This window comes from Nonomuraea sp. NPDC050394 (assembly GCF_044459065.1).
Lineage (GTDB): Bacteria > Actinomycetota > Actinomycetes > Streptosporangiales > Streptosporangiaceae > Nonomuraea.
In genome coordinates, this window is the sequence record NZ_JBITIO010000008.1 from 352,604 (window position 1) to 374,722 (window position 22,119).

The window sequence follows — 22,119 nt, forward strand, 5'->3', positions numbered from 1 at the left end:
TGTCAGCGCAGCTTCTTGAGATGCTCCACGATCGGCGTGTACGCCGCGTCGAGCTCGTCGAGCTGGTCGTCGGTCAGCCGGTCCACGAAGTGCTCGCGGACGCTGGCCACGTGGTGGGGCGCCACCCGCTGGATCGTCTCCCAGCCCTGCTGGGTGAGCACTGCGAACGTTCCACGACGGTCGTCGCGGCAGTCCTCCCTGACCACCAGGCCCTTGGCCTCCATGCGGGAGATCTGGTGCGACAGGCGGCTGCGTGACTGGATGGTGGCGTCGGCCAGGTCGCTCATCCGCATCCTGCGCTCCGGGCTCTCGGAGAGGTTGACCAGGATCTCGTAGTCGTTGAGCGACAACTCGAACTCCTGCAACTCCCGATCGAGGCGGTGCATCAGCAGCTTGTGCAGAGCGAGATGAGCACGCCATGCGCGTTGCTCGGTGTCGGTCAGCCAACGAGGGGCGTTCATGATCTCAATCTACCTCTCGCGAGCGCCTGCCCCCCTCCTCAAACCCTGCCGGACCTGTGTCGAAACCCGCATACCCATGTGTTCCCGGAGCCGCTTCGCGCTTTGGTGCGCGCTTTCGTGGGCGCTTCGTTGTGGAGTCACCTGATTTCGAAGGTACTCAAGATCGCTCACGTAGAGTGATGGCCATGGCGGGGGAGAGCTTCTGGACGGTGCTGGTCGCGGGCCTGGCCAACCTCGCCATCGCCGTGGCCAAGCTGGTCGCGGGCCTGATCAGCGGATCCGCCGCGATGCTGTCGGAGGCGGCCCACTCGGCCGCCGACACGGTGACGGAGGTCCTGCTCCTGGTCGCGGTCCGGCAGACCGGCAGGCCGGCCGATCGGCGCCATCCCTTCGGATACGGCAAGGCCGGGTTCTTCTGGGCGATGATGGCGGCCGTGGCCACGCTGGTGGGCGGGGCCGGGTTCTCCATCACCCACGGGGTGCACACGATCGTCCACGGCGAGTCCCTGGGCGACTTCACCGTCTCCTACGTGGTGCTCGGGGTGTCGTTCGTCATCGAGGGCGTCTCGTTCCTGAAGGGGCTCTCGCAGGCGCGCCGCGAGGCGCGGCGGTGGGGGATCGGGCCGGTGCGGCTGGTCGCCCGCACCTCCGACACCGCGCTCAAGGCGGTCATGCTGGAGGACGCCGCCGCGCTGGCCGGGCTCGCCATCGCCGCGGGCGGGCTGCTGGGTGCGCAGCTCAGCGGGTCGGCGCTGTGGGACGGGGCGGCGTCGGTCGCGATCGGGGTGCTGCTGCTGGTCGTGGCTCTGGCGTTGATCGCGGCCAACGTCTCGCTGCTGATCGGGCAGGCCGCGCCGCGGCCGGTGGAGACGGAGATCCGGGCCCTGCTGCTGGCCCAGCCGGAGGTGGCCGACGTGGTCGAGCTGCTGACCATGTACCTGGGGCCCGGGCGGCTGCTGGTCGCGGCCAAGATCGATTTCGACGACGCGGCGAGCGCGGCCGGGGTGGAGGTCGCCTGCGACCAGGTGGACCGGCGGCTGCGCGCCCACGTGCCCACGATCTCCCAGGTCTTCCTCGATCCGACCCCCACCCGCCGCTAGGTGGCCGGACTCTCGTCGCGCCGCCCTGGTCCGCAGTGGTAACGGGGTTGTCACATTTCGTGGTGGGCTGACAACAGGTGAGCCGGGTCTCATAGCTTTTGCGCAAATTCAGCAGAAAGCATCGACCTACTGGACAACTCGTCAGTAAGGTGACTGCTCCGGAGTCGCCCCGGTTCACGAGGTGGTCATGACGGTAACCAAGGCGGAGCGCTGATGGCCGGTTACGTCGGCCGGAAGGCCGGGTCGGCCCTGGGACAGGTGGGTGAGCTTTTCGTCATCGTCCTGGAGGGGCTGCGGCGTACCTGGGACGTCAGAAGCTGGTGGTGGGAGTTCGTCGAGCAGTGCTGGTTCCTGGCCCGGGTGACGAGTGTGCCCGTGCTCCTGGTCTCGCTGCCGCTCGGCGCCACCGTCGCCCTCCAGGTGGGCGAGCTGGCCTGGCAGCTCGGCGCCGCCTCCGCCACCGGCAGCGCCGTCTTCGTCGGCCTCATCCGGGAGGTCGCCCCGCTGGCCAGCGCCCTGCTCATCGCCGGCGCCGGAGGCAGCGCCATGACCTCCGACATCGGCGCCCGCCACATCCGCGACGAGCTGAGCGCCATGGAGGTCATGTCCGTCAACCCCATCCACCGGCTGGTCACGCCGCGCATGTGGGCGGCCAGCACCGTCGCCGTGTGCCTGTGCCCGCTGGTCATCCTGGCCGGCGCCTCGGGCGGCTACTTCTTCAACGTCGTCGTCCAGGGCGTCACCCCCGGCGCGTACTTCGACGGCGCGCTCTCGCTCGTCGTCGGCTCCGACCTCTACGTCACCCTCTTCAAGGCGTGGGTGTTCGGCTTCATCGCCGCGGCCGTCGCCTGCTACAAGGGCATGACCTGCGCGACCAGCCCGGTCGGCGTCGGGCGGGCGGTCAACCAGTCCACCGTGGTCACGTTCATGCTGGTCTTCGCGTTCAACTACGTGATCTCCGCCGTCTACTTCCTCGCCTACCCGCCCAAGGCGCTGTGATGGCGACCCGTACGGCGGGCCTCAGGTTCGCCCGGCAGGGCCGGGAGCTCGGCGAGAAGTTCGCCACGCTCGCCGACTGGCCGTTGTTCGTCTGGCGGGTGCTGTTCTACTCCGTACGCGACATCGTCGTGCGCCTGCGCTACTTCAAGGTCGTCATGCGGCAGGTCAGCGACGTCGTGATCGGCGTGGGCGCCACGGTCATCGGCGGCGGCATGATCTTCGTGGTGTTCACGATGGCCTTCGTCGTGGGCGCCACCGTCGGGCTCCAGGGCTACCAGGGACTCCAGGCGATCGGCGCCGAGTCGTTCATGGGCCTGGTCGGCAGCTTCGCCAACGTCCGCGAGATCACGCCGATCATCGCCGCCACGGCGCTCGCGGCGCAGGTCGGCTCGGCGTTCACGGCGGAGCTGGGCGCGATGCGGATCTCGGAGGAGATCGACGCGCTGGAGGTGATGGGCATCAACGCCTTCACCTACCTGATCTGCACCCGCGTGGTGGCGGCGCTGCTGGCGCTGATGCCGATCTACCTGATCGCGTTGTTCGCCAGCTTCTTCGCCACCCGGCTGATGAGCACGGTGCTGTTCGGCCTGGCACCGGGCGTCTACGACTACTACTTCTACCTGTACCTCCCGGTCAGCGACATCGTCTTCAGCGTCGCCAAGGTCGGGGTGTTCGCGTTCACGGTCATCGTCATCCACTGCTACCACGGCTTCTACGCCACCGGCGGCCCGGTCGGCGTGGGCGTCGCGGCCGGGCGCGCGATCCGCCAGTCGATCGTCACGATCGTCCTGCTCAACCTCCTGTTGTCGTACCTGTTCTGGGGTGGCGGCGGCAGCGTGAAGCTGACGGGGTGAGGGGCATGGGACGCAAGGAACTCACCCTGCCCACCCGGATGGCGATCGCCGCCCTGGTGGTCGTGGCGCTGGTGGCGGCGACGATCCTCATCGTGCGCAACGCCTCCCAGGTGAGCGGGACCCGGATCGACGCGGTCTTCGGCCGCGCCGGCCAGGGCATGGACACGAACTCGCCGGTCAAGATCCGCGGCATCACCGTGGGCGACGTGACCGGCGTCGCGCTCAACGCCAAAGGGCAGGCGGTGGTGACCATGCACGTGCGAGCGGGCGTGCGGGTGCCGCAGTCGGCGGTCGCCTCGATCGAACCGGCGTCGGTCTTCGGGCCCAAGTACGTCAACCTGAAGCTCGGCTCGGGGGAGGGGGCGGGGCCGTACCTCGGCAGCGGGGCGGTCATCACGAAGACCGAGGACCCGCTGGACCTGTCCGACACGCTCGGCGACGCCTACCGCGGCCTGGACGCGGTCGACCCGCGCGAGGTCACGGTCATCGTGCACACGCTCGCCAAGGGCCTGGAGGGACAGGGCGAGGACCTGCGCGAGCTGATCGACGACGCGGGCACGGTCGTCGGCGTCGCGCACAAGCACCGCGGACTGGCCCAGCGGTTCCTGCGCGACACGGCCGCCCTCTCGGGCGCGCTGGCCGGCAAGGGCGACGAGCTCGTGGCCATCAGCGAGGACCTCAACACGATCACCCCCGACCTGCTGAAACGCGCCGACAAGGTACGCGCCCTGCTCAAGGAGATGACCGACGTCTCCGACCTGACCGCGCACGGCCTGCGCAAGCACCGGCAGAACCTGCGGGCCGGCGTGCACTCCGGCGAGCGGGTGGCCGCGCTCATCTACGCCCAGCTCGGCCTGGCCGGAGACGGCGTACGCGGGCTGCGCACGCTCGTGGACCTGCTCAACGAGCTGATCGAGGCGCCGGGCCCGGACGGCGCCCGGCAGATCCAGGTGGAGGCGTTCGTCTCGACCGACATCTGCGAGCTGATCGTCGGCGCCTGCGGCCCGACCGACGGGAGGCGCTGAGGTGGCGGCACCCGCCAGGACCTCGCCGCAGATCGTGCGGCGCCGCTGGACCCTGGCGAAGTTCGCGCTGTTCTTCGGTGTCGCGGCAGGCCTGATCGGGCTGATCACCGTCCAGATCGCCCGGGTCGCCACCGGCGGCGGCTACACCCTCGTCGCGGCCTTCGACGACGTCTCCGGCCTGGTCGAGGGCGACCAGGTCAAGATCGCGGGCGCGCCGGTCGGGCAGGTCGCCACCATCAGGGTGGTGAACGGCAGAGCCGAGGTCACCATGGAGGTGCAGGAGGGCGTCACCGTGCCCTCCGACACCGAGGCGGCGATCCGCTGGCGCAACGCCGTGGGCCAGCGCGTGGTCTACCTGCTGCCCGGCACCGCCAAGGACCGCCTGCCGCCCGGCGCGCGCATCGCCCGCACCGCCTCGGTCGTGGACATCGGCGAGCTGGTCAGCGACCTCGGCCCGCTGACCAGGAGCCTGGACCCCGAGCAGATCAACCAGCTGCTCACCGCCGCCGCCAAGGCGCTGAAGGGCAACGACGAGAACATCCCGAGGCTGCTCGACAACGTCAACGCCATCACCGGCACGCTCACCGAGCGCAGGGAGACGATCCGCGGCCTGCTGAAGGACTACGCGACCGTCAGCGGCGTGGTCGCCAGGCGCGATGAGCAGATCTCCCAGCTCGTCGACAACCTGGTGGTGCTGTCGGAGGCGTTCGCGGACAACAGGAAGCTCATCGACGACTCGATCGTGGAACTGAGCACGACCCTGCACACCTCCAACGAGGTGCTCGGCAAGAACGCCGGCGAACTGGGCGCGCTCGTGGACAACCTCTCGCGCCTGACCGGCGGCATCCGGCGCAACGTGGGCACCATCGAGAAGACGGTCAACACCTTCCGCCCGCTGTTCGAGCGCGCCTACTCCAGCGTCAATCGCGGCCACTACTTCATCTCCGCCGTCCCGTGCGTGGCCCTGGGACCGTCGCCGTGCCCGTACCCGATGACCACGCCGCCCCCGCTGCGCGGCAGCAAGAAGATCGCCAGCACCAAGGACCTGCGGAAGCTCATGGTGGGTGACTGATGGCCCTGAAGTCCTTCCGCGACCGCAACAAGATCGTCGTCGGCCTCGTGTCGATGGCCGTGCTCGGCTCGCTGCTGGTCGCCACGTTCCTGGTGGGCAGCCTGGGCCTGCTGGAGGGCGGCTACACGATGTCGGGGACCTTCACCGACTCCGGCGGCCTGCGCGGCGGGCAGGACGTGCGGGTGGCGGGCGTGCGCGTCGGCGAGGTGACGGAGGTCCGCGCGGACTACGCGCAGGGGCACGTCGTGGTCACCTGGCGCGTCGACTCCGACGTACGGCTCGGCCGCACCACCCGGGCCGACATCGCCCTGTCCAACCTCCTCGGCGGCCGCTACCTCAGGCTGACCGGCCCCGTCGCCGCCCCCTTCATGGACCAGCTCCCGGAGGGGCAGCGCCGCATCCCGGTGGAGCGCACCGGCACCCCCACGCTGATCAACGACGCGGTCAAGGACGCCACCCGCCTGGTCAAGGCCCTGGACACCGACGCCGTGGACGAGCTGCTCACCGAGCTCGGCAAGATCGACACCAGCAAGCGCGGCCGCATCACCCGCCTGCTGAAGAACATCGGCGACCTGTCCGACACCATCAGCGAGAGCGAGCCCCAGCTGCAGAAGCTCCTCGACAACGGCACCCGGATCATGGACCTGCTGGAGAAGAAGGACAAGCAACTGGCCCGCCTGATCGACGCCATCGAGATCATGCTGAACGAGCTGCGCGGCCGCAGGAACGAGCTGCGCACGCTGCTGGGCGACGGCAGCGACCTGGTCCAGAGCACCACCAAGCTGATCAACGAGCACGAGAAGGCGCTGGTCCAGGTCCTCGACGACAACGGCGCGATCACCACGCGGCTCAACGCCAGCAACCAGGAGTTCAACAAGCTCGTGGCCTGGATCGGCCCGACGTTCTCCGGCCTGGCGACGATGGGCGGCCAGGGGCCCTGGATCGAGGCGATCGCCACCGGGCTCGGCCCGATCAACCCGGAGGTGCTGGGCGCCATCGCCAAGGACAGGAAGAACGACCGATGAGAGTGCTGAAGCTGCTCGTGGCGACGCTCCTGCTGGTCTCCTCCGGCGGGTGCGGGCTGGTGGGCGGGGCGGCGCCGTACACGATCACCGCGATCTTCCCGAGCGCGCCCTCGCTGTACGAGCAGGCGCGCGTGAAGGTGATGGGCCTGGACGCCGGATACGTGGAGCGGATCGCGATCGAGGGCGACAAGGTCCGGGTGACGATGTCGGTGGACGCGCGGGTGCCGCTGCCGGAGCAGGTGAAGGCGGTGGTCGCGCCGCAGAACACGCTCGGCGAGCGCAACGTGGTGCTGTACCCGCCGTGGAAGCCGGGTGAGCGGCGGGCCGGGCCGGGCACGGTCATCCCGCTGGGGCGTACGGACCTGCCGGTGGAGATCGACGACGCGCTGGACGCCTTCACGAAGCTGACCGACGCCCTGGACGACGAGAAGCTCGGCGACGTCGCGGGCAACCTGGCCGACGGCGTACGCGGACGCGGCAAGACGATCAACAACGCGCTCTCCGACACCGCCGAGCTGACCGGCACACTCGCCAAGCAGGATCAGCAGCTCATCGACCTGGCCAAGGGCCTGAACCGGCTGGCCACCAGCCTCAACGACCGCCGGGGGCAGGTGACCAGGGCCATCGACGCCTTCTCCGAGGCGAGCGCGATCCTGGCCGAGGAACGCCGCAGGCTGCGCGGCTTCATCGCGGGCATGGCGGACTTCGTCCGGCGCGGCGACGTGATCATCGAGGAGTACTCACAGCGCCTGCCCAGGGCCGCGGGGACGCTGGCCGAGCTGGTGCTGACCGTGCGGGCCAACAGCGAGTCGCTGGCCGCGGGGATCAAGGGCGCGGCCGACTTCGCCGACGTGCTGGTCGAGGCCTGGGACAGGAAGAACCATCTGCTGAAGATCCGCGTCGTGCTCAACGCGATGACCAGGGCGTGGCTGCAGCCGTTGTTCGACGCGCTGAACCTGGGCAAGGTGCCGTGCCTGCCCGGTCAGCTCAGCAACTGCCCGTTCCAGAAGAAGAAGGGCGGACGATGAGAGCGCGCGCCCTGACCGGCCTGCTCGCCCTGGCGATCACCACCTCGTGCTCGCTCCAGACCTTGGGCGGGACGAGCGGCGACCTGACGCTCCACGCGACCTTCGACGACGTGCAGAGCCTGGTCACCGGCCACAGCGTGCAGGTCTCCGACGTCAAGGTGGGCTCGGTCACCGAGATCCGGCTGCAGGGCTACCGGGCCAGGGTCACCATGGAGATCGACGGCGCGCACCGGGTCCCGCTGGGCACGACCGCGACGGTGGCCAAGACCTCGGTGCTGGGCGAGAACTACGTCGCGCTCGCCCCGCCGCCGGGCAAGGACCTGTCCACCGGTCCGTACCTGCCCGAGGGCGCGACGATCACCGACACCTCGGTGGAACCCGACATCGAGCAGGTCACCGAGAAGGCCGGCCCGCTCATCGAGGCCATCGGCGCACAGGACGTCAACGGCATCCTGGACGCCGCCTCGACCGCCTTCGCCGGCAAGGGCGGCGACGTCAACAAGCTCATCAGGCAGACCGCCGAGGTCACCGACAGCTACGCCGCCGCCCGCACCGAACTGGCGGCCACCGTGGACTACCTGGCGCGGCTCGGCGACGACCTGGCCAAAGGCGAGAAGGAACTGGACAAGCTGCCCGGCACGCTGGCCGCGGCCACCGCCAGGATCGCGCACGGGCGCAAGCACGTGAAGAAGGCCATCGTCGCGCTGACCGGCCTGGCCAGGGAGGCCAACACCACCGTCTACCCGCGCCACGCGGCCCGCCTGCGCACGATCATGCGCGAGCTGGACGGCGTCACCGGCGCGATGGTGCGCGGCAAGGAGGACCTCAAGCGCCTCATGGCCAGGATCCAGTACTTCATCGACACGCCGCCGATCACCGTCAACGGCCAGGTGCTCATCTACGTCTGGCTGAAGGGCCTGCTGGTCAACGACAGCAGGGGCGTCATCCCCAACGACATCAAGGTCGAGCCGCCGGCGCTGCCGAACCAGCTCAAGGACTTCCGGCTGCTGTGGGAGCCGCCACGATGAAGAGCCTGCGCATCTACCTCAACCTGGGCTTCTTCGCGCTCCTGGGCATCGTGATGACGATCTGGGCGTTCACCACGATCATCAAGCTGGACGCGATCGAGCAGCCCTACCGGGTCTCGGCCGAGTTCGAGTCCTCGCCCGGCCTGATCCGCGGCTTCGACGTCGCCTACCTGGGCGTGCGGGTCGGGCGGATCGGCGACGTACGGCTGGCGCCCGGCAAGATCGTCGTGGGCCTCGACATCGAGCGCGAGGTCCGGCTGCCCAAGGCGCTCACGGCCGAGGTGCGGCGCAAGTCGGCGATCGGCGAGCCGTACGTGGAGCTGTCCCCGCCCAAGACGATGACCGGCCAGAACCTCGCGCCCGGCGACACGATCCCGCTGCGGAAGACGTCGGTGCCGCTGGACTACAAGAAGTTGTTCGAGGGCGTGGGCAAGCTGCTGAACGCGGTCCCGCCCAAGGACGCCAAGACGATCACGCACGAGCTGGCCGTGGCGCTGGAAGGGCGCTCGCCGGCGATCAGGAGCATCATCGACGACGCCCACGGCCTGACCGACACGCTGGCCGACAACTCCGCGGTACTGGACGAGCTGTCGGTGCAGCTGACCGAGCTGACCCACACGCTGGCCGGGAAGAGGAACGAGCTGGCCTCGGGAATCGAGAACACCGAGCTGGTGACCTCGTCGCTGGTGGAGTCGCGGCAGGACCTCAACGCCTTCCTGGACCAGGGGCCGGGGGTGTTCGCGCAGATCGACGGGCTGCTCCAGCGGGCCAGGCCGGGCTTCTCCTGCCTGCTGTCGGCGGCCGGGACGCCGCACAAGCCGATCTTCTCCCCGGACTCCGAGCGGAACATCCACCACCTGCTGAGCACGATGCCGACGGCGCTCAGCCTGGCCGACGACATCAGCGACCGCCGCGACGGCACCGTCTACGGGCGCAACATGTTCGTCTTCAGTGTGCCGGGCGGGCCGAAGGTGGCCGAGGAGTACGCCGAGCCGCTGGGGCCCCCGGCCATCCCGGGCCTGCGCGCCTGCCCGAAGCGGGCGCCCGCCGCTCCCGAGGCCGCCGCGCGGCGCCCGGAGAAGGACGAGGACGAGCGCCCCCGCGAGCAGGAGGACGCGCGCGCGGCCCGGCCCGTGACCTCGGAGAAGAAGCCGGAGCCCACGGCAGCGGCGACACAGACCCCGAAGAAGGACCTCCCCGCCAGGACAGCCTCGGCCGACACCCCACTCGACCACACACCCCTGATCGCCGCGATTTTCCTCGCGGTCGTCGCGGGTGGTGGCATCGTGGGCTGGATCGCGGTGGGCCGGGCCGCCCGCCGGCGCGAAACGGAGCTTTCATGACCACCGACCAGGAAACCCCCGCGAAGGCTGAGCCTGAAGCCGAGGTTGAGACCGAGGCTCAGGCGAAGGCCGACTCCGGTCTCCGCACGAAGATCATGGGCGCCGTGGCCGCCATGCTCGTCGCCGCGCTCGCCGCGACGGCCGTACTCCAGTGGATCTCCGCCGGCCGCGCCCAGGACGCCCGCGCCGCGCTGGAGGCCGACCGGGCCCTGCGCCTGGAGGTCTCGCAGGCCGCGCACACCTTCGGCCAGTCGCTGCTCAGCTACGACTACCAGAGCCTTCAGGCCACCAGGACCAAGCTCATGGCCATGGCCACCGGCGACTTCCTCAACACCTACGACGACGCCTTCGGCGGCGTGATGGAACAGGTCATCGTCAAGCTGCGGGCCGTCTCCGTCGCCACCGTCCGCGACGTCTACCTCGCCGACGTCGACCAGTCCTCCGCCCATGCCATTGTGGTGGTGGACCAACAGGTGACGACCGCCAAGGCGATCAGAAGCGTCAAGGACTCGCACCTGAAGATCGCTCTGGTGCGGGAGAAGGGGTCATGGAAGGTTCGCGAGGTCACGGTGCTCGGCGCGGCCCAGGAGAACCAGTACAACAAGGACGGCACACCCCTGGCCGACCCGAGCCCCACGCCCACCAAGAAGAAGTAGCCGCCACGGCCGTGGTCATGGGCGCGCGTCCCGAGCAGGTGCTCGCCCCGGCCGCCTGGCTCACCGACGTCGAGCGCGCGCGCTCGGCCCGCTTCGTGCACGAGGCCGACCGCCGCGCGTTCGTCGCCGCCCACCTTCTGGTACGGCTCTGCGCCGCGGCCTGCCTGGATGCCGACCCGGCCACGCTCACCCTGCTGCAGTACTGCGAGATCCATGGAGAGGGGCACGGCCGGCCGTACCTGAAGGAGTTCCCCGGCCTCGGCGTCAGCCTGAGTCACACGCGCGGCTACGTCGCGGCGGCGGCGGGACCGGGAAAGGTGGGCATCGACGCGGAACGGGTCCCTCCGGGCGCCTTCGACACCACTCTGGCCGCCCAGATAGCCGCGCCCACGAGCATCACCGACAACACGGAGCTGATCCGCCTGTGGGCGCGCAAGGAGGCGCTCATCAAACGCGGCGAACTGTCCCTGGACACCGTCCGGACCCCGATCGAGCGGGACGGTCACCACGTGCTCGAATGGCGGGAGCCGCCGGACGTCGTGGTGGTGGCGGTCACCGACGTGAAGGCCGAGCGCCTGCTTCACGGCCGGGAGCCGTCGTGGTAGTGCGGGAGGTCGAGGGGCGGCACCGGGAATCCGCCGGCCGCGGGCGTGCCGGACAGCCGCGCGAGCCGCGCCTCCTCACGCCGCTGTCTCACGGTGTCGAACCGTAGCCAGGTGGCCAGCGTTCCCAGCACGATGACCACGCCGAGGCCGATGCCCAGCGGCTCGGCGCCGTTCACCACCAGGTTGCGCACCGCCGCCACCACCATGATCCAGGCCAGGCCGGCCGGGATCAGCACCTTCCAGCCCAGCGCCATCAGCTGGTCGTAGCGGACACGCGGCAGCGAGGCGCGTACCCACACGACGAAGCAGAAGACCAGCACGAACTTGACGAAGAACCAGAGCGGTCCCCACCAGCCCTCGTCCGGCAGCCCGAACGGCGCCCGCCAGCCGCCCAGGAACAGCGTGATCGCCATCGCCGACGCGGTGAACGTGTGCAGGTACTCGCCCATCATGATCAGGGCGAACTTCAGCGAGGAGGAGTACTCGGTCTGGAAGCCGCCGACCAGCTCGCCCTCACCCTCGGGCAGGTCGAACGGGATACGGGCGGCCTCGCCGAACATGCACACCACGTAGATCAGGAACGACGGCAGCAGCAGCAACGCGAACCAGGTCTGCTCCTGCGCCCTGACGATCTCCGAGGTGGACAGCGTCCCGGCGAGCAGGAACACGCCGACGAAGGACAGGCCCATGGCGATCTCGTAGGAGACCACCTGCGCCACACTCCGCAACCCACCCAGCAGCGCGTACGGCGAGCGCGAGGACCACCCCGCCAGCACCACCCCGTACACCGAGATGGCGCCCATGGCCAGCATGAACAGCACCGCCACCGGCAGATCCACCAGCTGCAGCGGCGTCCGAACCCCGAACAGGCTCACCACCGGCCCGAACGGCACGATCGAGAAGGCCAGGAACGCCGGCACCACCATGATGACCGGCGCCAGGAGGTACAGCACCCGGTCCACCGCGCGCGGGAACAGATCCTCCTTCAGGCCCATCTTGATCGCGTCGGCGACCGACTGCAGGATGCCGGCCCGGCCGGCCCGGCTGGGCCCGCGACGGTGCTGCATGCGCGCGATCAGCTTGCGCTCGAACCAGACCCCGAAGACGACCCCCAGCGCCAGAAAGAGGAAGAGCGCCACCGCCTTCACGATGATGATCCACAACGGGTCCGCGCCGAAGTCGGCGAGGGTCGGATCGGCCATGACGTGGTGCTCCTTCCGCAGAGGAAGGTCACGCTAATCGGCGAGCCGATCGGTGTATTGAACGAATGCGAACAGCTGTTTCGGCGTCATCCCCGCCATCGCCCGGATCTCCCTGGCCAGGTGGGACTGGTCGGCGTAACCGCAGGCGAGGGCGGTATCCAGCCGGGCCGGCGGCCGTCTCCACGTGTCCACGGTCCGCTGGAAGCGGGCGATCCTGGCCACCGTCTTGGGTGACAACCCCACCACGCGGCGGAACCCGAGCTCGACGAAACGACGGCTGACGCCCAGCTCGGCGGCGAGGGCCGCGATCGTGGTCGGCCCGGCCGGATCCTGCAGCCGCGACCAGGCGCGCATGACCGGCTCGTCGCGGCCGGCGCCGGGACGCAGCCACGCCGTCAGCCGCTCCTCCAGCAGGCCGAAGCGCTCCGGCCAGCTCGCCGCCGCCATCAACCGCCCGGTCAGCTCCCCGGCACGGGCGCCGAGCAGATCCTCCAGCGGCACGGTCGTCCCGGCCACCTCGCGCAGCGGCGCGCCCGTCAGCGCCGACATCCCGGCAGGGGTGAGCCCGAGCGCGACCCCGTACCGCCACGGCGAAGGGGCCGAGGACGTCACGGCGGCGCGGGGTCCGGTGACGATCGGGGGCAGGCCGGTGAAGTCGACGATCAGCGTGGCCGCGTTGAGCGGCAGCATCCGGCTGGGCCGGGCGGCCTCGCCCGCGCGGGTGCGAAACCCGGCCCACCCCAGCACGTACGGACGCAGCCACGGCGGCGGCAGACGGGCGGTCATCTCGTACGGCTCCGCCTGCGGCCGCGTGGGCAGCGAGTGAATCGCCATCACCCGTCAAGCCTGCCTCACCCCCACCTGCTCCCGGAACCCGGCCCGCCCGTCCGGGCCCGTGGCCAGAGGGAAACCGCATGGCCGAGTCGTGCGTTCCGCATCTGCCCTTTGACGGCCGGCGGGCCGAGTTTTGATGCATGACATCGACGACACGGCAACACCCGCTCCTCTGGCTCAGGAACCGCTGGCCCACCGCCCTCGCGCTGGCCCTGTCCGCCCTCACCTCCGGCGGCGGTGGATCGGAGGAGGAGGTGGGCTCGCTCGCGGGCACGCTGCTGATCCTGCCGCTGCTCTACCTCGTCGTCGCCAAGCTCGGCCGGCGGGAGGCCACCTGGCCGGGTCTCGTGATCGGGCTCGCGCTCGTCATCGGGCTGCGGGTGCTGGACGTGGTCGAGCCCGCGTTCGTGTATTCGGGGATGGCGCTGGTGGTCCTCGTCTGGGGTGCGGTCGACGGGCAGCTCAGGAGCTCCGGGACGCTGCGGGTCCAGGCCGTGGGGATGCTGGCGTTCGGGGTGCTGGCCTTCGCCGGTCTGATCGTCGATCCGGAGATCGGGCGGTATCTGGTGGCGGCCGGGTGGTTCTTCCACGGGGTCTGGGACTTCGTGCACCTCAAGCTCGACAAGGTCGTGGCTCGCAGCTTCGCCGAGTGGTGCGGGGTCGTGGACGTGGTCATCGCCGTTCAGCTGGTCTTCATGCTCTAACGCCGGAAGTTCAGGACGAAGCGGATACGGTCGCCCTGGATGCGGCGCCGTACGAAGAGGACGGGCATGCCGTCAGGGTCACAGCTGACGCCCTCGCGGACCAGCAGCGGGCTGCCGATGGCCACGCCCAGGTGCTCGGCGTCGCCGATGTCGGCGGCGGTCGCGCTGAAGGCCCGCCAGTCGTACTGCAGCGCCACGCCCAGGGAACGGACCACGTTGCCCTCCGGTGGCAGGCGGCCGGGCAGCAGGTGCTTGGGCAGCCAGTACGTGCTGATGGCCCAGGGCTCCGACTCGATCCAGATGAGCGTGTCGATGCGGGCCAGCTCGCCGGGGCCGCGTCCCAGGTGGGCGGCGGCCTCGCGGTCCTCGGGCGCGTTCGCGGCGGTGGCGGTGGCGACGATGCGCTCGATGGCGCCGTCCACGCCTTCCGCGGGCAGGCCGGCGTGCATGCTGCCCAGGTCGACCCGCTGGCTGAGGGGGTCGACGTCGATGGAGACCCGGGTGACGGGGGAGCGGACGAAGGTTCCGATGCCACGGCGGATCTCTACGGAGCCGGCCCGGTCGAGTTCCGCGATGGCCTGGCGGATCGTCAGCCGGTTGACGCCGAACTCCGCCGACAGCTCGGGCTCGCTGGGCAGCCGGGATCCGGCGGGCAGGGCGCCCGAGTCGATCCGTTCCTGGAGCGTGCGGGCGAGCCGGAGGTAGACCGGGATGGAGGAACGCATGTTCACCAGCTTGCCATCGGCAGTATTGACCCGCGTCAACTTCAACATCTAGACATCTAGATGTGCCTCTCATGAACTTCCGTGAACCGCTTCCTGGGGCTCTGTTCCGCTCCGCGCAGCCGTTCGCCTCCTGCTGGCCCGGAGCGCTTGAGCAACTCCGCGGCGTGCGCTCGATCGTGGACTTCCGTGGTGCGGCCGAGCGTGTGCCCGGCGAGTGGGACCCCGTGCCCGGGTGCGTCGTGCACCACCTGCCCCTGGACGTCACCGGGGTGATTCCCCCCATGGAGACCGGTGCCGACCTGGGCGCCTTCTACGTGCGGATGGCGGAGGGCGCGCCCGGTGTCATCGCCGCGGCGGCGGAGATCGTCGCCTTCCAGGGGCCCGTCCTCGTGCACTGCGCGGCGGGCAAGGACCGGACCGGGCTGTTCGTGGCGCTCCTGCTCGACCTGCGGGGCGTGTCCGGGGAGGAGATCGTGGCCGACTACGTGGCGACCGCGGCGGCCCTTCCGGACATCTTCCGGGAACTGGCCGCGGGGCACGCGAGTGTCACCGCGCTGAACGAAGGTGCCGCCGGGGAGGCGGGGGTCGAGGCGCTTCGTGAGCGGCTCGCCAAGATCCCGCCACCGCTGCTCCGGGCTCCCGCGGAGGCGATCACCGCCTTCCTCGCCACGATCGGGTCCAGGCACGGCGGAGCGGAGAAGTTCCTGCTGCGCTGTGGCGTCTCACCGGCGGCGATCGCGGCCATCCGTGGCTGAGCTCGTCCTGGTGCGCGCGCCCCGCCATACCATCACCGCGTTGCTCGTCACCGAGTTGCTGCTCACCTTCGCCCTGGCCACCCCGCTCATCGCGACCCTCGGACTCAAGGCCAACGAGATCGACCCGGCCGCCAAGGAGAGCCTGCTCGGTGTGGTCACGGCCGTCGGCGCGCTGGCCGCGTTCCTGCTGAATCCGGTTTTCGGCCACCTGTCCGACCGTACCCGCAGCCGATACGGCCGCCGCCGCCCCTGGATCATGGCGGGGCTGGCCGGCGGCGTGCCCGCGGCCGTGGTCATGGCCACCGCGACCGGGACCGCCCAGCTTCTGGCCGGCTGGCTGCTGGCCCAGGCGTCCTACAACGCCGCGCTGGCCGCGCTGTCGGCCGTGATCGCCGACCGGGTGCCGCCCGAGCAGCAGGCGACGGTCTCGGGGTTGTTCGGCGCGGCCGGGTTCGCCGGCGTCACACCGGGACTGGTCCTCGTGGGCCTGCTGCCGGGCAACGTCGCCGCCCTCTTCCTCATCCCCGCTGCGGCCGGGGCGCTCGGCGGGCTGCTGGCCTGGCGGATGCTGCGCGACGACACCGTCGTGCCCGAGGCCGCGCCGGTCAACCTGCGCAGCGTGCTGTCCAGCATGGTCTTCGACCCGCGGCTCTCGCCCAGCTTCACGGTGGTCTGGGTACAGCGCTTCCTGCTGCAGTTCGCCAACGCGCTCATCGGCACCTTCGGGCTCTTCTACCTGATGACCCGGCTGGAGATGAGCACCGCCGCGGCGGCGGCGCTGGTCTCGGCCACGGGCCTGCTCTCCCTGCTGCTGAACGTGGCCGCCGCGGGCGTCTCCGGCAAGCTGGCCTCGCGTACGCGGGCGTACCGGGCCTTCATCGTCGTGGCCGGGCTGCTGCTGACCGCCTCGATGCTGGTCAAGATGGTCGCCGACACCGTCTGGCCGATCTACCTGGCCACCGGCCTGGCCGGGATCGGGCTCGGTGTCTTCTACGCCGTCGACCTCGCGCTCGTCATCCGGGTGATGCCCGGCAGCGCGGACTCGGCCCGCTACCTCGGCGTGTTCAACATCGCCAAGGCCCTGCCGCAGTCGATCGCCCCCGCCGTCGCGCCGCTGCTGCTGGCCGTGGGCGGCGACCCGGTCGCCCCCGCGGCGGACAAGAACTACTTCCTGCTCTTCTGCGGTGGTGCCGTCGCGGCCCTGCTCGCCACCGCCCTGACCCCCTTGATTAGGAAATGACCCCTTACAAGAACCCCGCTCTGCCCGTGGAGGACCGGGTCGCCGACCTGCTCGGCCGCATGACCCTGGAGGAGAAGGCCGGGCTGATGTGCCACGGCCGCATGTTCCCGGGCTCCGGCGCCGAGCTCGTCACCGAGCGGCACCTCACCCACTTCGCGATGATGCGCGTGCCCTCCCCGGCCGAGATGGCCGAGTGGAACAACACGGTCCAGGACCTGGCCGCCGGCACCCGGCTCGGCATCCCCGTCACCTTCTCCTCCGACCCGCGCCACGGCTTCGCCGGCAACCCGGCGACCGCGCACACCGGCGGCGGCTTCAGCCCGGGACCCGAGCCGATCGGCCTGGCCGCGAGCGACGACCCCGCCCTGGTGGAGCGCTTCGCCGCGATGGCCGGACGGGAACTGCGCGCGGCCGGCATCCGGCTGGCCCTGCACCCGATGGCCGACCTGGCCACCGAGCCGCGCTGGGCGCGTATCAGCGGAACGTTCGGCGAGGACGCCGAGCGCGCCGCGCGCATGGTCGCCGCCTACATCCGCGGCATGCAGGGGGCGGGCGTCGCCTGCATGGTCAAGCACTTCCCGGGCGGCGGCCCGCAGGCCGCCGGTGAGGACCCGCACTTCTCGTACGGCAGGCACCAGGCCTACCCCGGCGCCAACCTCGGCTACCACCTGCGCCCGTTCGCCGCCGCCTTCGCGGCCGGGGTGAGCCAGCTGATGCCGTGCTACGCCATCCCCACCGGCAGCGGCCTGGCGGAGGTCGGCGCCGGCTTCAACCGCGACGTGATCACCGGCCTGGCCCGCGGGCGGTTCGGCTTCGACGGCGTGGTCTGCACGGACTTCAACGCGCTGACCGGCTTCGAGATCCCGGGCGTGGTCTCCCTGCCGCCGCGCAACTGGGGCGTCGAGCATCTGCCGGTCCCGGACCAGCTGGCGATGATGCTGGAGGCCGGTGTGGACCAGCTCGGCGGCGAGACCTGCCCGGAACTGCTCACCGAGCTCGTCGGCTCGGGCCGCGTGCCGGAGTCCCGCCTCGACGTCTCCGCGCGCCGGATCCTGCGCGAGAAGTTCCGTCTCGGCCTGTTCGAGAACCCGTACGCCGACCCGGACGCGGCGAAGCGGCTGGTGGGCGCGCCCGAGCACCGGAGCCTGGGCCGGGAGGCGCAGCGCCGTTCGCTGGTGTGGCTGACCGGCGAGCCGCGGGGTGCGCGGACCCTCTACGTCGAGAACGTCGACCCCGACGTCGCCGCCCGCCACGGGCGGGTGGCCGAACGGCCGGAGGACGCCGACCTGGCGGTGATCCGCCTGAACGCGCCCTACGAGCGGCGGGAGGGGCTGCTGGAGTCCCACTTCCACGCGGGCTCGCTGGAGTTCGACGCCGCCGAGCTCGACCGGCTGCGGGCGGTGGCCGCGAAGGTCCCGGTGGCCTTCTGCGTCCACCTGGACCGTCCGGCCGTCCTGACCGGGCTGGTGCCCGTCGCCGACCGGATGCTGGCGGACTTCGGCGCGGCCGACGAGGTGGTGCTGGACGCGCTGCTCGGCCGGGCGCCGGTGGACGGGGTGCTGCCCTTCGACCTGCCGTCGTCCATGCGGGCGGTGCGCGAGTCGCGCGAGGACGTGCCGTTCGACACCCGCGACCCGCTCTTCACCGCCGGTCACCCCGGCGCGTCGGCCAGGAAGTCGAGCACCAGCGGCCCCGCCTCCTCGCGGAACTCCTCGAAGTAGGCGTGCCGCGCGCCTGCTGATCAGGTGCATCCTGGCCCCCGGGATGCGCTCGGTCAGCAGGGGCGCGTTGGCCGCCGGGCTGCGCCCGCACCACGTCGGCGGCGAGCTTCTTCACCGTGCGTCGAAGCGGCGCGCCATGGCCGCCAGCAGCCCCGCGCCCGCGGTCAGCGCGGCCGAGACCGTGATCACGCCGGACCAGCCGCCGCTCTCCCACCGCTGGGCGGCCAGCGTCCCGAACAGGGAGCTGCCCGCGTAGTACGCCAGCAGGTACAGGCCCGCCGCCTGCCCCACACCCACGCCCACCCGCTGCGCGCGGTCCGAGACCCACCCGCTGACCAGCGAGTGCGTGCCGAGGAAGGCGAAGGTCAGCACCGCCACCCCGGCCGCGATCGCGGGCAGCTGGGGCGCGGCGGTGAGCAGCGTCCCCGCCAGCAGCAGCGCCACGCCGAGCAGGACCGTCGCGCCCCGGCCCCGCCGCAGCGCGAGCCGTCCCGCCGCGACGGGCGCGGGCACGCCGAAGGGGTAGGCGAGGAAGACCAGCACCCCCGCCCCGCCCAGCAGGTACGGCGCCGCCTCCAGCCGGAAGGTGAGCGTGTTCCACAACCCCACGAACGCCCCCATGGTCGTCGCCCCGACCAGGCACAACGCCACCAGCGCCGGGTCTCGCAGCGTCAGCGCGGTGTTGCGGGCCAGGCCGCGCAGGCTCGGCGTGGACCGGGTGAAGCCGCGTGAGGGCGGCAGCAGTACCCACAGACCGGCCGCGCAGACGAGCATGATGCCGCCGACGGCCAGCGTGGCGCCCTGCCAGCCCCACAGCGCGTGCGCGGGGCCGGGCAGCAGTCGCGCGGCGGCGCCGCCGACGGCGGTGCCCATGACGAAGGTGGCGTTGGCGCGCACGTGGGCCTGCGGCGGGGTCTCCTCGCGCAGGTAGGCCAGCGCCACGGCGGGCAGCCCGGCCAGCGTGATCCCCTCAAGGCCGCGCAGGACGAGCAGCGTGTGCCAGGTCGGCGCGAACGCGCCGGCGATCCCGAGCGCCGCCGAGCCGAGCAGGGAGGCGCGCATGATGGCCACCCGGCCGGTCATGTCGGAGATCGGGCCGACGAACAGCAGCGCGAGCGCCATCGTGATCGTGGTCAGCGACAGCGCCGCCGTGGACTCGGCGGGGGAGACGCCGAAGCGGGCGGCGATCCCGGGCAGCAGGGGCTGGACGTAGTAGAGGGCCAGGAAGTTCGCCAGGCCGCCGAACATCAACGCATATCTCACGCGGCGGATCACGGCCACGATGCTGCCTGGTCTCACCTGATGCTCAAAAATGCACCGGTTGACGCTGCTGATGCGCTTGACGCATCATCGCTGGATGGACGTCCAGACGCTGCGCTGGTTCCTGTCGTTGTGCGAGACCGAGAACATGCGCGACACCGCGGCGCTGGAGCGCGTCAACCAGTCGACGCTCTCCCGGGCGCTGGCCAGGCTGGAGACCGACCTCGGGGCTGAGCTGTTCCACCGGCACGGGCGGCGGCTGGCCGTGAACCGGTTCGGCACCCTGTTCCGCGAGCACGCGGCGCGCGCGGTCGCCGAGCTGACCGAGGCGCGCGCCCGGATCGAGGCCTTGACCGATCCGGGCACGGGCCTGATCCGGCTCGGGTTCCTGCACTCGGTGGGGCGCTGGCTGGTGCCCGAGGTGCTGCGCGACCACCGGGACCGGACGCCGGGCATCCGCTTCGAACTGCGGCAGGGGTTCGGCCGGGAACTGTACGCGTGGCTTCAGCAGGGCGACATCGACACCGCCCTGGTGACGCCGCCGCCGCAGGCGCATCCGGCCCGCTGGCACGGGCTGCGCGAGCAGCAGTTGTGCATCGCGCTGCCGGTCGAGCACCCGCTGGCCGTACCGGGGCTGCGGCTGCGTGAGGTACGGCGGGAGCCGTTCATCGCCTTCGCGCCCACCACGGACCTGCGGCACGTCATCGACCGGCTGTGCCGGGCGGCCGGGTTCCAGCCGGTGATCGCCTTCGAGAGCGAGGAGATCGCGACCGTGCGCGGCCTCATCGGCGCCGGGCTGGGCGTCGGCATCCTGCCCAGACCGGCGGTGCTGGAGCACGACGAACCCGTCTACCTGCCGCTCGTGCCCGCCCAGCAGCGGCCCATCGGCGTCGCCTGGGACGCCCGCGCCACCCCCACACCGGCGGTGGCGCGCTTCCTGACCACCCTGGGCGCTTAGGAGAGCAGGGTGGCCATCCAGCCCTCGATCTCGTCCGGGTGGCGGGGGAGGGCGGCGGACATGAGACGGGCTCCGTCACGCGTGATGACGAGGTCGTCCTCGATGCGCACCCCGATGCCCCTGAACTCCGCCGGCAGCGTGAGGTCGTCGGGCTGCAGGTAGAGGCCGGGCTCGACGGTGAGCACCTGGCCCTCCTCCAGTACGCCGTCCAGGTAGACCTCGGAGCGGGCCTTGGCGCAGTCGTGCACGTCCAGGCCGAGCATGTGGCCGCTGCTGCACAGCGTGTAGCGGCGGTAGAGGCCGCTGTCCATGATCTCGTCGGCCGAGCCCCTCAGCAGGCCCCAGTCCCGCAGGCCCTCGGCGATCACGCGCATGGCGGCCAGGTGGAAGTCGCGGAAGCGGGCGCCGGGACGCAGCGCGGCGATCCCGGCGTTCTGCGCCTCGTACACCAGCGTGTACACCTGGCGCTGCACCGGGCTGAAGCGGCCCGACAGCGGAAGCGTGCGGGTGATGTCGGCGGTGTAGAGGCTGTCGGCCTCGACTCCGGCGTCCATGAGGAGCAGCTCATCGGGGTCGAGGCGGCCGTCGTTGCGGACCCAGTGGAGCACGCAGGCGTGCGCGCCGGAGGCCACGATGCTGTCGTAGCCGACCGCGTTGCCCTCCAGCCGCGAGCGCAGCCCGAAGATCCCCTCCAGGTAGCGCTCGCCGCGCGTGTGCCGCAGGGCCTCGGGCAGGGCGCGGACCACGTCCTCGAAGCCGCGCACGCTGGCGTCCACGGCCCCCTGCAGCTCGCCGATCTCCCACTCGTCCTTGACCAGCCGCATCTCCGAAAGGAAGATCGCGAGGTCCGCGTCGCCGTCGCCGGCCGCGACGGCGGCGTCGACGACCGGGTCCACACCGCGCAGCACGCGCGCCGGTCCGGCCGGGCGGAAGTCGTGGATGTCCGCGCACTCCAGCTGGTAGAGCCGCTCGGCCTCGGCCAGGTCGGGCCGGCGGCCCACCCAGAACTCGCCGTAGCGCCGGTCGCGGTAGAACGCCTCCGAGCCCTCCTCGCGCGGGGAGCGCGGGCGCAGATACAGCCTGGCCTGCCCGTCGGGCTCGATCACCAGCACGTCGTCCGGCTCGCTCGCGCCGGTCAGATAGGAGTACGCGCTGTGCGGCCGGAACCGGTGGTCGCTGTCGTTGCTGCGCACCCGGAGCACCCCGGCCGGCACGATCAGGCGCTCGCCCGGGAAACGGGCGGCCAGGGCGGCCCTGCGCTTGGCCGCCCAGGGCGCGATGGGCAGCGCGCTCAGGTCGGTACGCCGGGTGTCGGCCCAGCCGGTGCGCATGAAGGCGGCCAGTTCTTCGGTGATGGGCAGGTCGTGGCTACCGGTGTTCAGCTGCTCGTTCATCGCTTCCCTGCGCTGCGGTCGGAGAGTGGTATTTCACATATTAGTAGGGCGCCGGTGCGGCAGGCCAGCCTGCTTGCCGACGGATGAGGGCACGGAGTGCTTAACCCGGGCGTTGAGCGGGGAAAGACCC

The 22,119-nt window shown here is 71.2% G+C and carries 22 protein-coding genes; 16 read left to right on the top strand and 6 right to left on the bottom strand.

Translation table 11 applies throughout. The annotated features are described in order from the left end of the window. Positions 1-2 precede the first annotated feature (2 nt). Positions 3-461 carry a MarR family winged helix-turn-helix transcriptional regulator gene (locus tag ACIBKY_RS30570; RefSeq protein WP_397101872.1) on the bottom strand — a complete coding sequence of 153 codons (459 nt, stop codon included), beginning with the start codon at positions 459-461 and terminating at the stop codon, positions 3-5. Between the two features lie 185 nt (positions 462-646). Here ACIBKY_RS30570 and ACIBKY_RS30575 point away from each other — a divergent pair, with 185 nt between their 5' ends. The 11 genes from ACIBKY_RS30575 (at position 647) to ACIBKY_RS30625 (ending at position 11,196) form a co-directional block, all read left to right on the top strand. Further along, the gene (locus ACIBKY_RS30575) at positions 647-1,561 is read left to right on the top strand and encodes a cation diffusion facilitator family transporter (RefSeq protein ID WP_397101874.1); all 915 of its coding nucleotides are present in this window, start codon (positions 647-649) and stop codon (positions 1,559-1,561) included. Positions 1,562-1,774: 213 nt separating this feature from the next. Further along, entirely contained in the window at positions 1,775-2,560 is a 786-nt protein-coding gene (locus ACIBKY_RS30580) for an MlaE family ABC transporter permease (protein ID WP_379612901.1), read from the top strand. Next, on the top strand, positions 2,560-3,414 hold the full coding sequence (locus ACIBKY_RS30585) for an ABC transporter permease (protein ID WP_397101876.1): 855 nt from the start codon (positions 2,560-2,562) through the stop codon (positions 3,412-3,414). The genes ACIBKY_RS30580 and ACIBKY_RS30585 overlap by 1 nt, the downstream gene beginning before the upstream one ends. A 5-nt stretch (positions 3,415-3,419) precedes the next feature. Next, positions 3,420-4,439, top strand: a complete 1,020-nt coding sequence (locus ACIBKY_RS30590) for an MCE family protein (protein WP_397101878.1) — start codon at positions 3,420-3,422, stop codon at positions 4,437-4,439. A 1-nt stretch (position 4,440) separates the two neighbouring features. Further along, positions 4,441-5,511, top strand: coding sequence for an MCE family protein (locus ACIBKY_RS30595; RefSeq protein WP_397101880.1), 1,071 nt, complete (start codon positions 4,441-4,443; stop codon positions 5,509-5,511). Beyond that, positions 5,511-6,536 (top strand): MlaD family protein, encoded by a 1,026-nt coding sequence (locus ACIBKY_RS30600; RefSeq protein ID WP_397101882.1) that lies wholly within the window; start codon positions 5,511-5,513, stop codon positions 6,534-6,536. The genes ACIBKY_RS30595 and ACIBKY_RS30600 overlap by 1 nt, the downstream gene beginning before the upstream one ends. Next, positions 6,533-7,564 (top strand): MCE family protein, encoded by a 1,032-nt coding sequence (locus ACIBKY_RS30605; protein WP_397101884.1) that lies wholly within the window; start codon positions 6,533-6,535, stop codon positions 7,562-7,564. The genes ACIBKY_RS30600 and ACIBKY_RS30605 overlap by 4 nt, the downstream gene beginning before the upstream one ends. After that, positions 7,561-8,592: an MCE family protein gene (locus ACIBKY_RS30610; protein WP_397101885.1), complete on the top strand. Its 1,032-nt coding sequence runs from the start codon at positions 7,561-7,563 to the stop codon at positions 8,590-8,592. Before ACIBKY_RS30605 ends, ACIBKY_RS30610 begins: the two co-directional genes overlap by 4 nt. Further along, the gene (locus ACIBKY_RS30615; protein WP_397101887.1) at positions 8,589-9,935 is read left to right on the top strand and encodes an MlaD family protein; all 1,347 of its coding nucleotides are present in this window, start codon (positions 8,589-8,591) and stop codon (positions 9,933-9,935) included. Before ACIBKY_RS30610 ends, ACIBKY_RS30615 begins: the two co-directional genes overlap by 4 nt. Continuing rightward, complete coding sequence (locus tag ACIBKY_RS30620) at positions 9,932-10,591, top strand: hypothetical protein (protein ID WP_397101889.1); 660 nt, start codon at positions 9,932-9,934, stop codon at positions 10,589-10,591. Before ACIBKY_RS30615 ends, ACIBKY_RS30620 begins: the two co-directional genes overlap by 4 nt. A 17-nt stretch (positions 10,592-10,608) precedes the next feature. Continuing rightward, positions 10,609-11,196 (top strand): 4'-phosphopantetheinyl transferase family protein, encoded by a 588-nt coding sequence (locus ACIBKY_RS30625; protein WP_397101891.1) that lies wholly within the window; start codon positions 10,609-10,611, stop codon positions 11,194-11,196. Here the strand turns inward: ACIBKY_RS30625 and nuoH are convergent. Both nuoH and ACIBKY_RS30635 read right to left on the bottom strand, forming a co-directional pair. Continuing rightward, positions 11,172-12,398, bottom strand: a complete 1,227-nt coding sequence (nuoH, locus tag ACIBKY_RS30630) for an NADH-quinone oxidoreductase subunit NuoH (protein WP_397101893.1) — start codon at positions 12,396-12,398, stop codon at positions 11,172-11,174. The two genes, ACIBKY_RS30625 and nuoH, sit on opposite strands and share 25 nt — an antisense overlap. A 33-nt stretch (positions 12,399-12,431) precedes the next feature. Next, positions 12,432-13,232 carry a helix-turn-helix domain-containing protein gene (locus tag ACIBKY_RS30635; protein WP_397102166.1) on the bottom strand — a complete coding sequence of 267 codons (801 nt, stop codon included), beginning with the start codon at positions 13,230-13,232 and terminating at the stop codon, positions 12,432-12,434. A 140-nt stretch (positions 13,233-13,372) separates the two neighbouring features. Between ACIBKY_RS30635 and ACIBKY_RS30640 the strand changes: the two genes are divergently transcribed. Beyond that, positions 13,373-13,936: a hypothetical protein gene (locus ACIBKY_RS30640; RefSeq protein WP_397101895.1), complete on the top strand. Its 564-nt coding sequence runs from the start codon at positions 13,373-13,375 to the stop codon at positions 13,934-13,936. Here ACIBKY_RS30640 and ACIBKY_RS30645 read toward each other — a convergent pair. Beyond that, positions 13,933-14,709, bottom strand: coding sequence for a GntR family transcriptional regulator (locus ACIBKY_RS30645; RefSeq protein WP_397101897.1), 777 nt, complete (start codon positions 14,707-14,709; stop codon positions 13,933-13,935). The two genes, ACIBKY_RS30640 and ACIBKY_RS30645, sit on opposite strands and share 4 nt — an antisense overlap. A gap of 23 nt (positions 14,710-14,732) precedes the next feature. Here ACIBKY_RS30645 and ACIBKY_RS30650 point away from each other — a divergent pair, with 23 nt between their 5' ends. Genes ACIBKY_RS30650 through ACIBKY_RS30660 form a run of 3 tightly spaced genes read left to right on the top strand, consistent with a single transcriptional unit; the run spans position 14,733 to position 18,377 of the window. After that, a complete protein-coding gene (locus ACIBKY_RS30650; protein WP_397101899.1) occupies positions 14,733-15,416 on the top strand; it encodes a tyrosine-protein phosphatase in 684 nt (227 codons plus the stop codon). After that, positions 15,409-16,656, top strand: a complete 1,248-nt coding sequence (locus ACIBKY_RS30655) for an MFS transporter (RefSeq protein ID WP_397101901.1) — start codon at positions 15,409-15,411, stop codon at positions 16,654-16,656. Before ACIBKY_RS30650 ends, ACIBKY_RS30655 begins: the two co-directional genes overlap by 8 nt. Further along, a complete protein-coding gene (locus ACIBKY_RS30660) occupies positions 16,653-18,377 on the top strand; it encodes a glycoside hydrolase family 3 protein (RefSeq protein ID WP_397101903.1) in 1,725 nt (574 codons plus the stop codon). Before ACIBKY_RS30655 ends, ACIBKY_RS30660 begins: the two co-directional genes overlap by 4 nt. A 111-nt stretch (positions 18,378-18,488) precedes the next feature. Here the strand turns inward: ACIBKY_RS30660 and ACIBKY_RS30665 are convergent, their stop codons facing one another. Continuing rightward, positions 18,489-19,652 carry an MFS transporter gene (locus ACIBKY_RS30665; RefSeq protein ID WP_397101905.1) on the bottom strand — a complete coding sequence of 388 codons (1,164 nt, stop codon included), beginning with the start codon at positions 19,650-19,652 and terminating at the stop codon, positions 18,489-18,491. An 82-nt stretch (positions 19,653-19,734) separates the two neighbouring features. Between ACIBKY_RS30665 and ACIBKY_RS30670 the strand changes: the two genes are divergently transcribed. Continuing rightward, on the top strand, positions 19,735-20,595 hold the full coding sequence (locus ACIBKY_RS30670; RefSeq protein ID WP_397101907.1) for a LysR substrate-binding domain-containing protein: 861 nt from the start codon (positions 19,735-19,737) through the stop codon (positions 20,593-20,595). Here ACIBKY_RS30670 and ACIBKY_RS30675 read toward each other — a convergent pair. Beyond that, complete coding sequence (locus ACIBKY_RS30675) at positions 20,592-21,989, bottom strand: aminopeptidase P family protein (protein WP_397101909.1); 1,398 nt, start codon at positions 21,987-21,989, stop codon at positions 20,592-20,594. The genes ACIBKY_RS30670 and ACIBKY_RS30675 overlap by 4 nt on opposite strands. Positions 21,990-22,119: the final 130 nt, after the last annotated feature.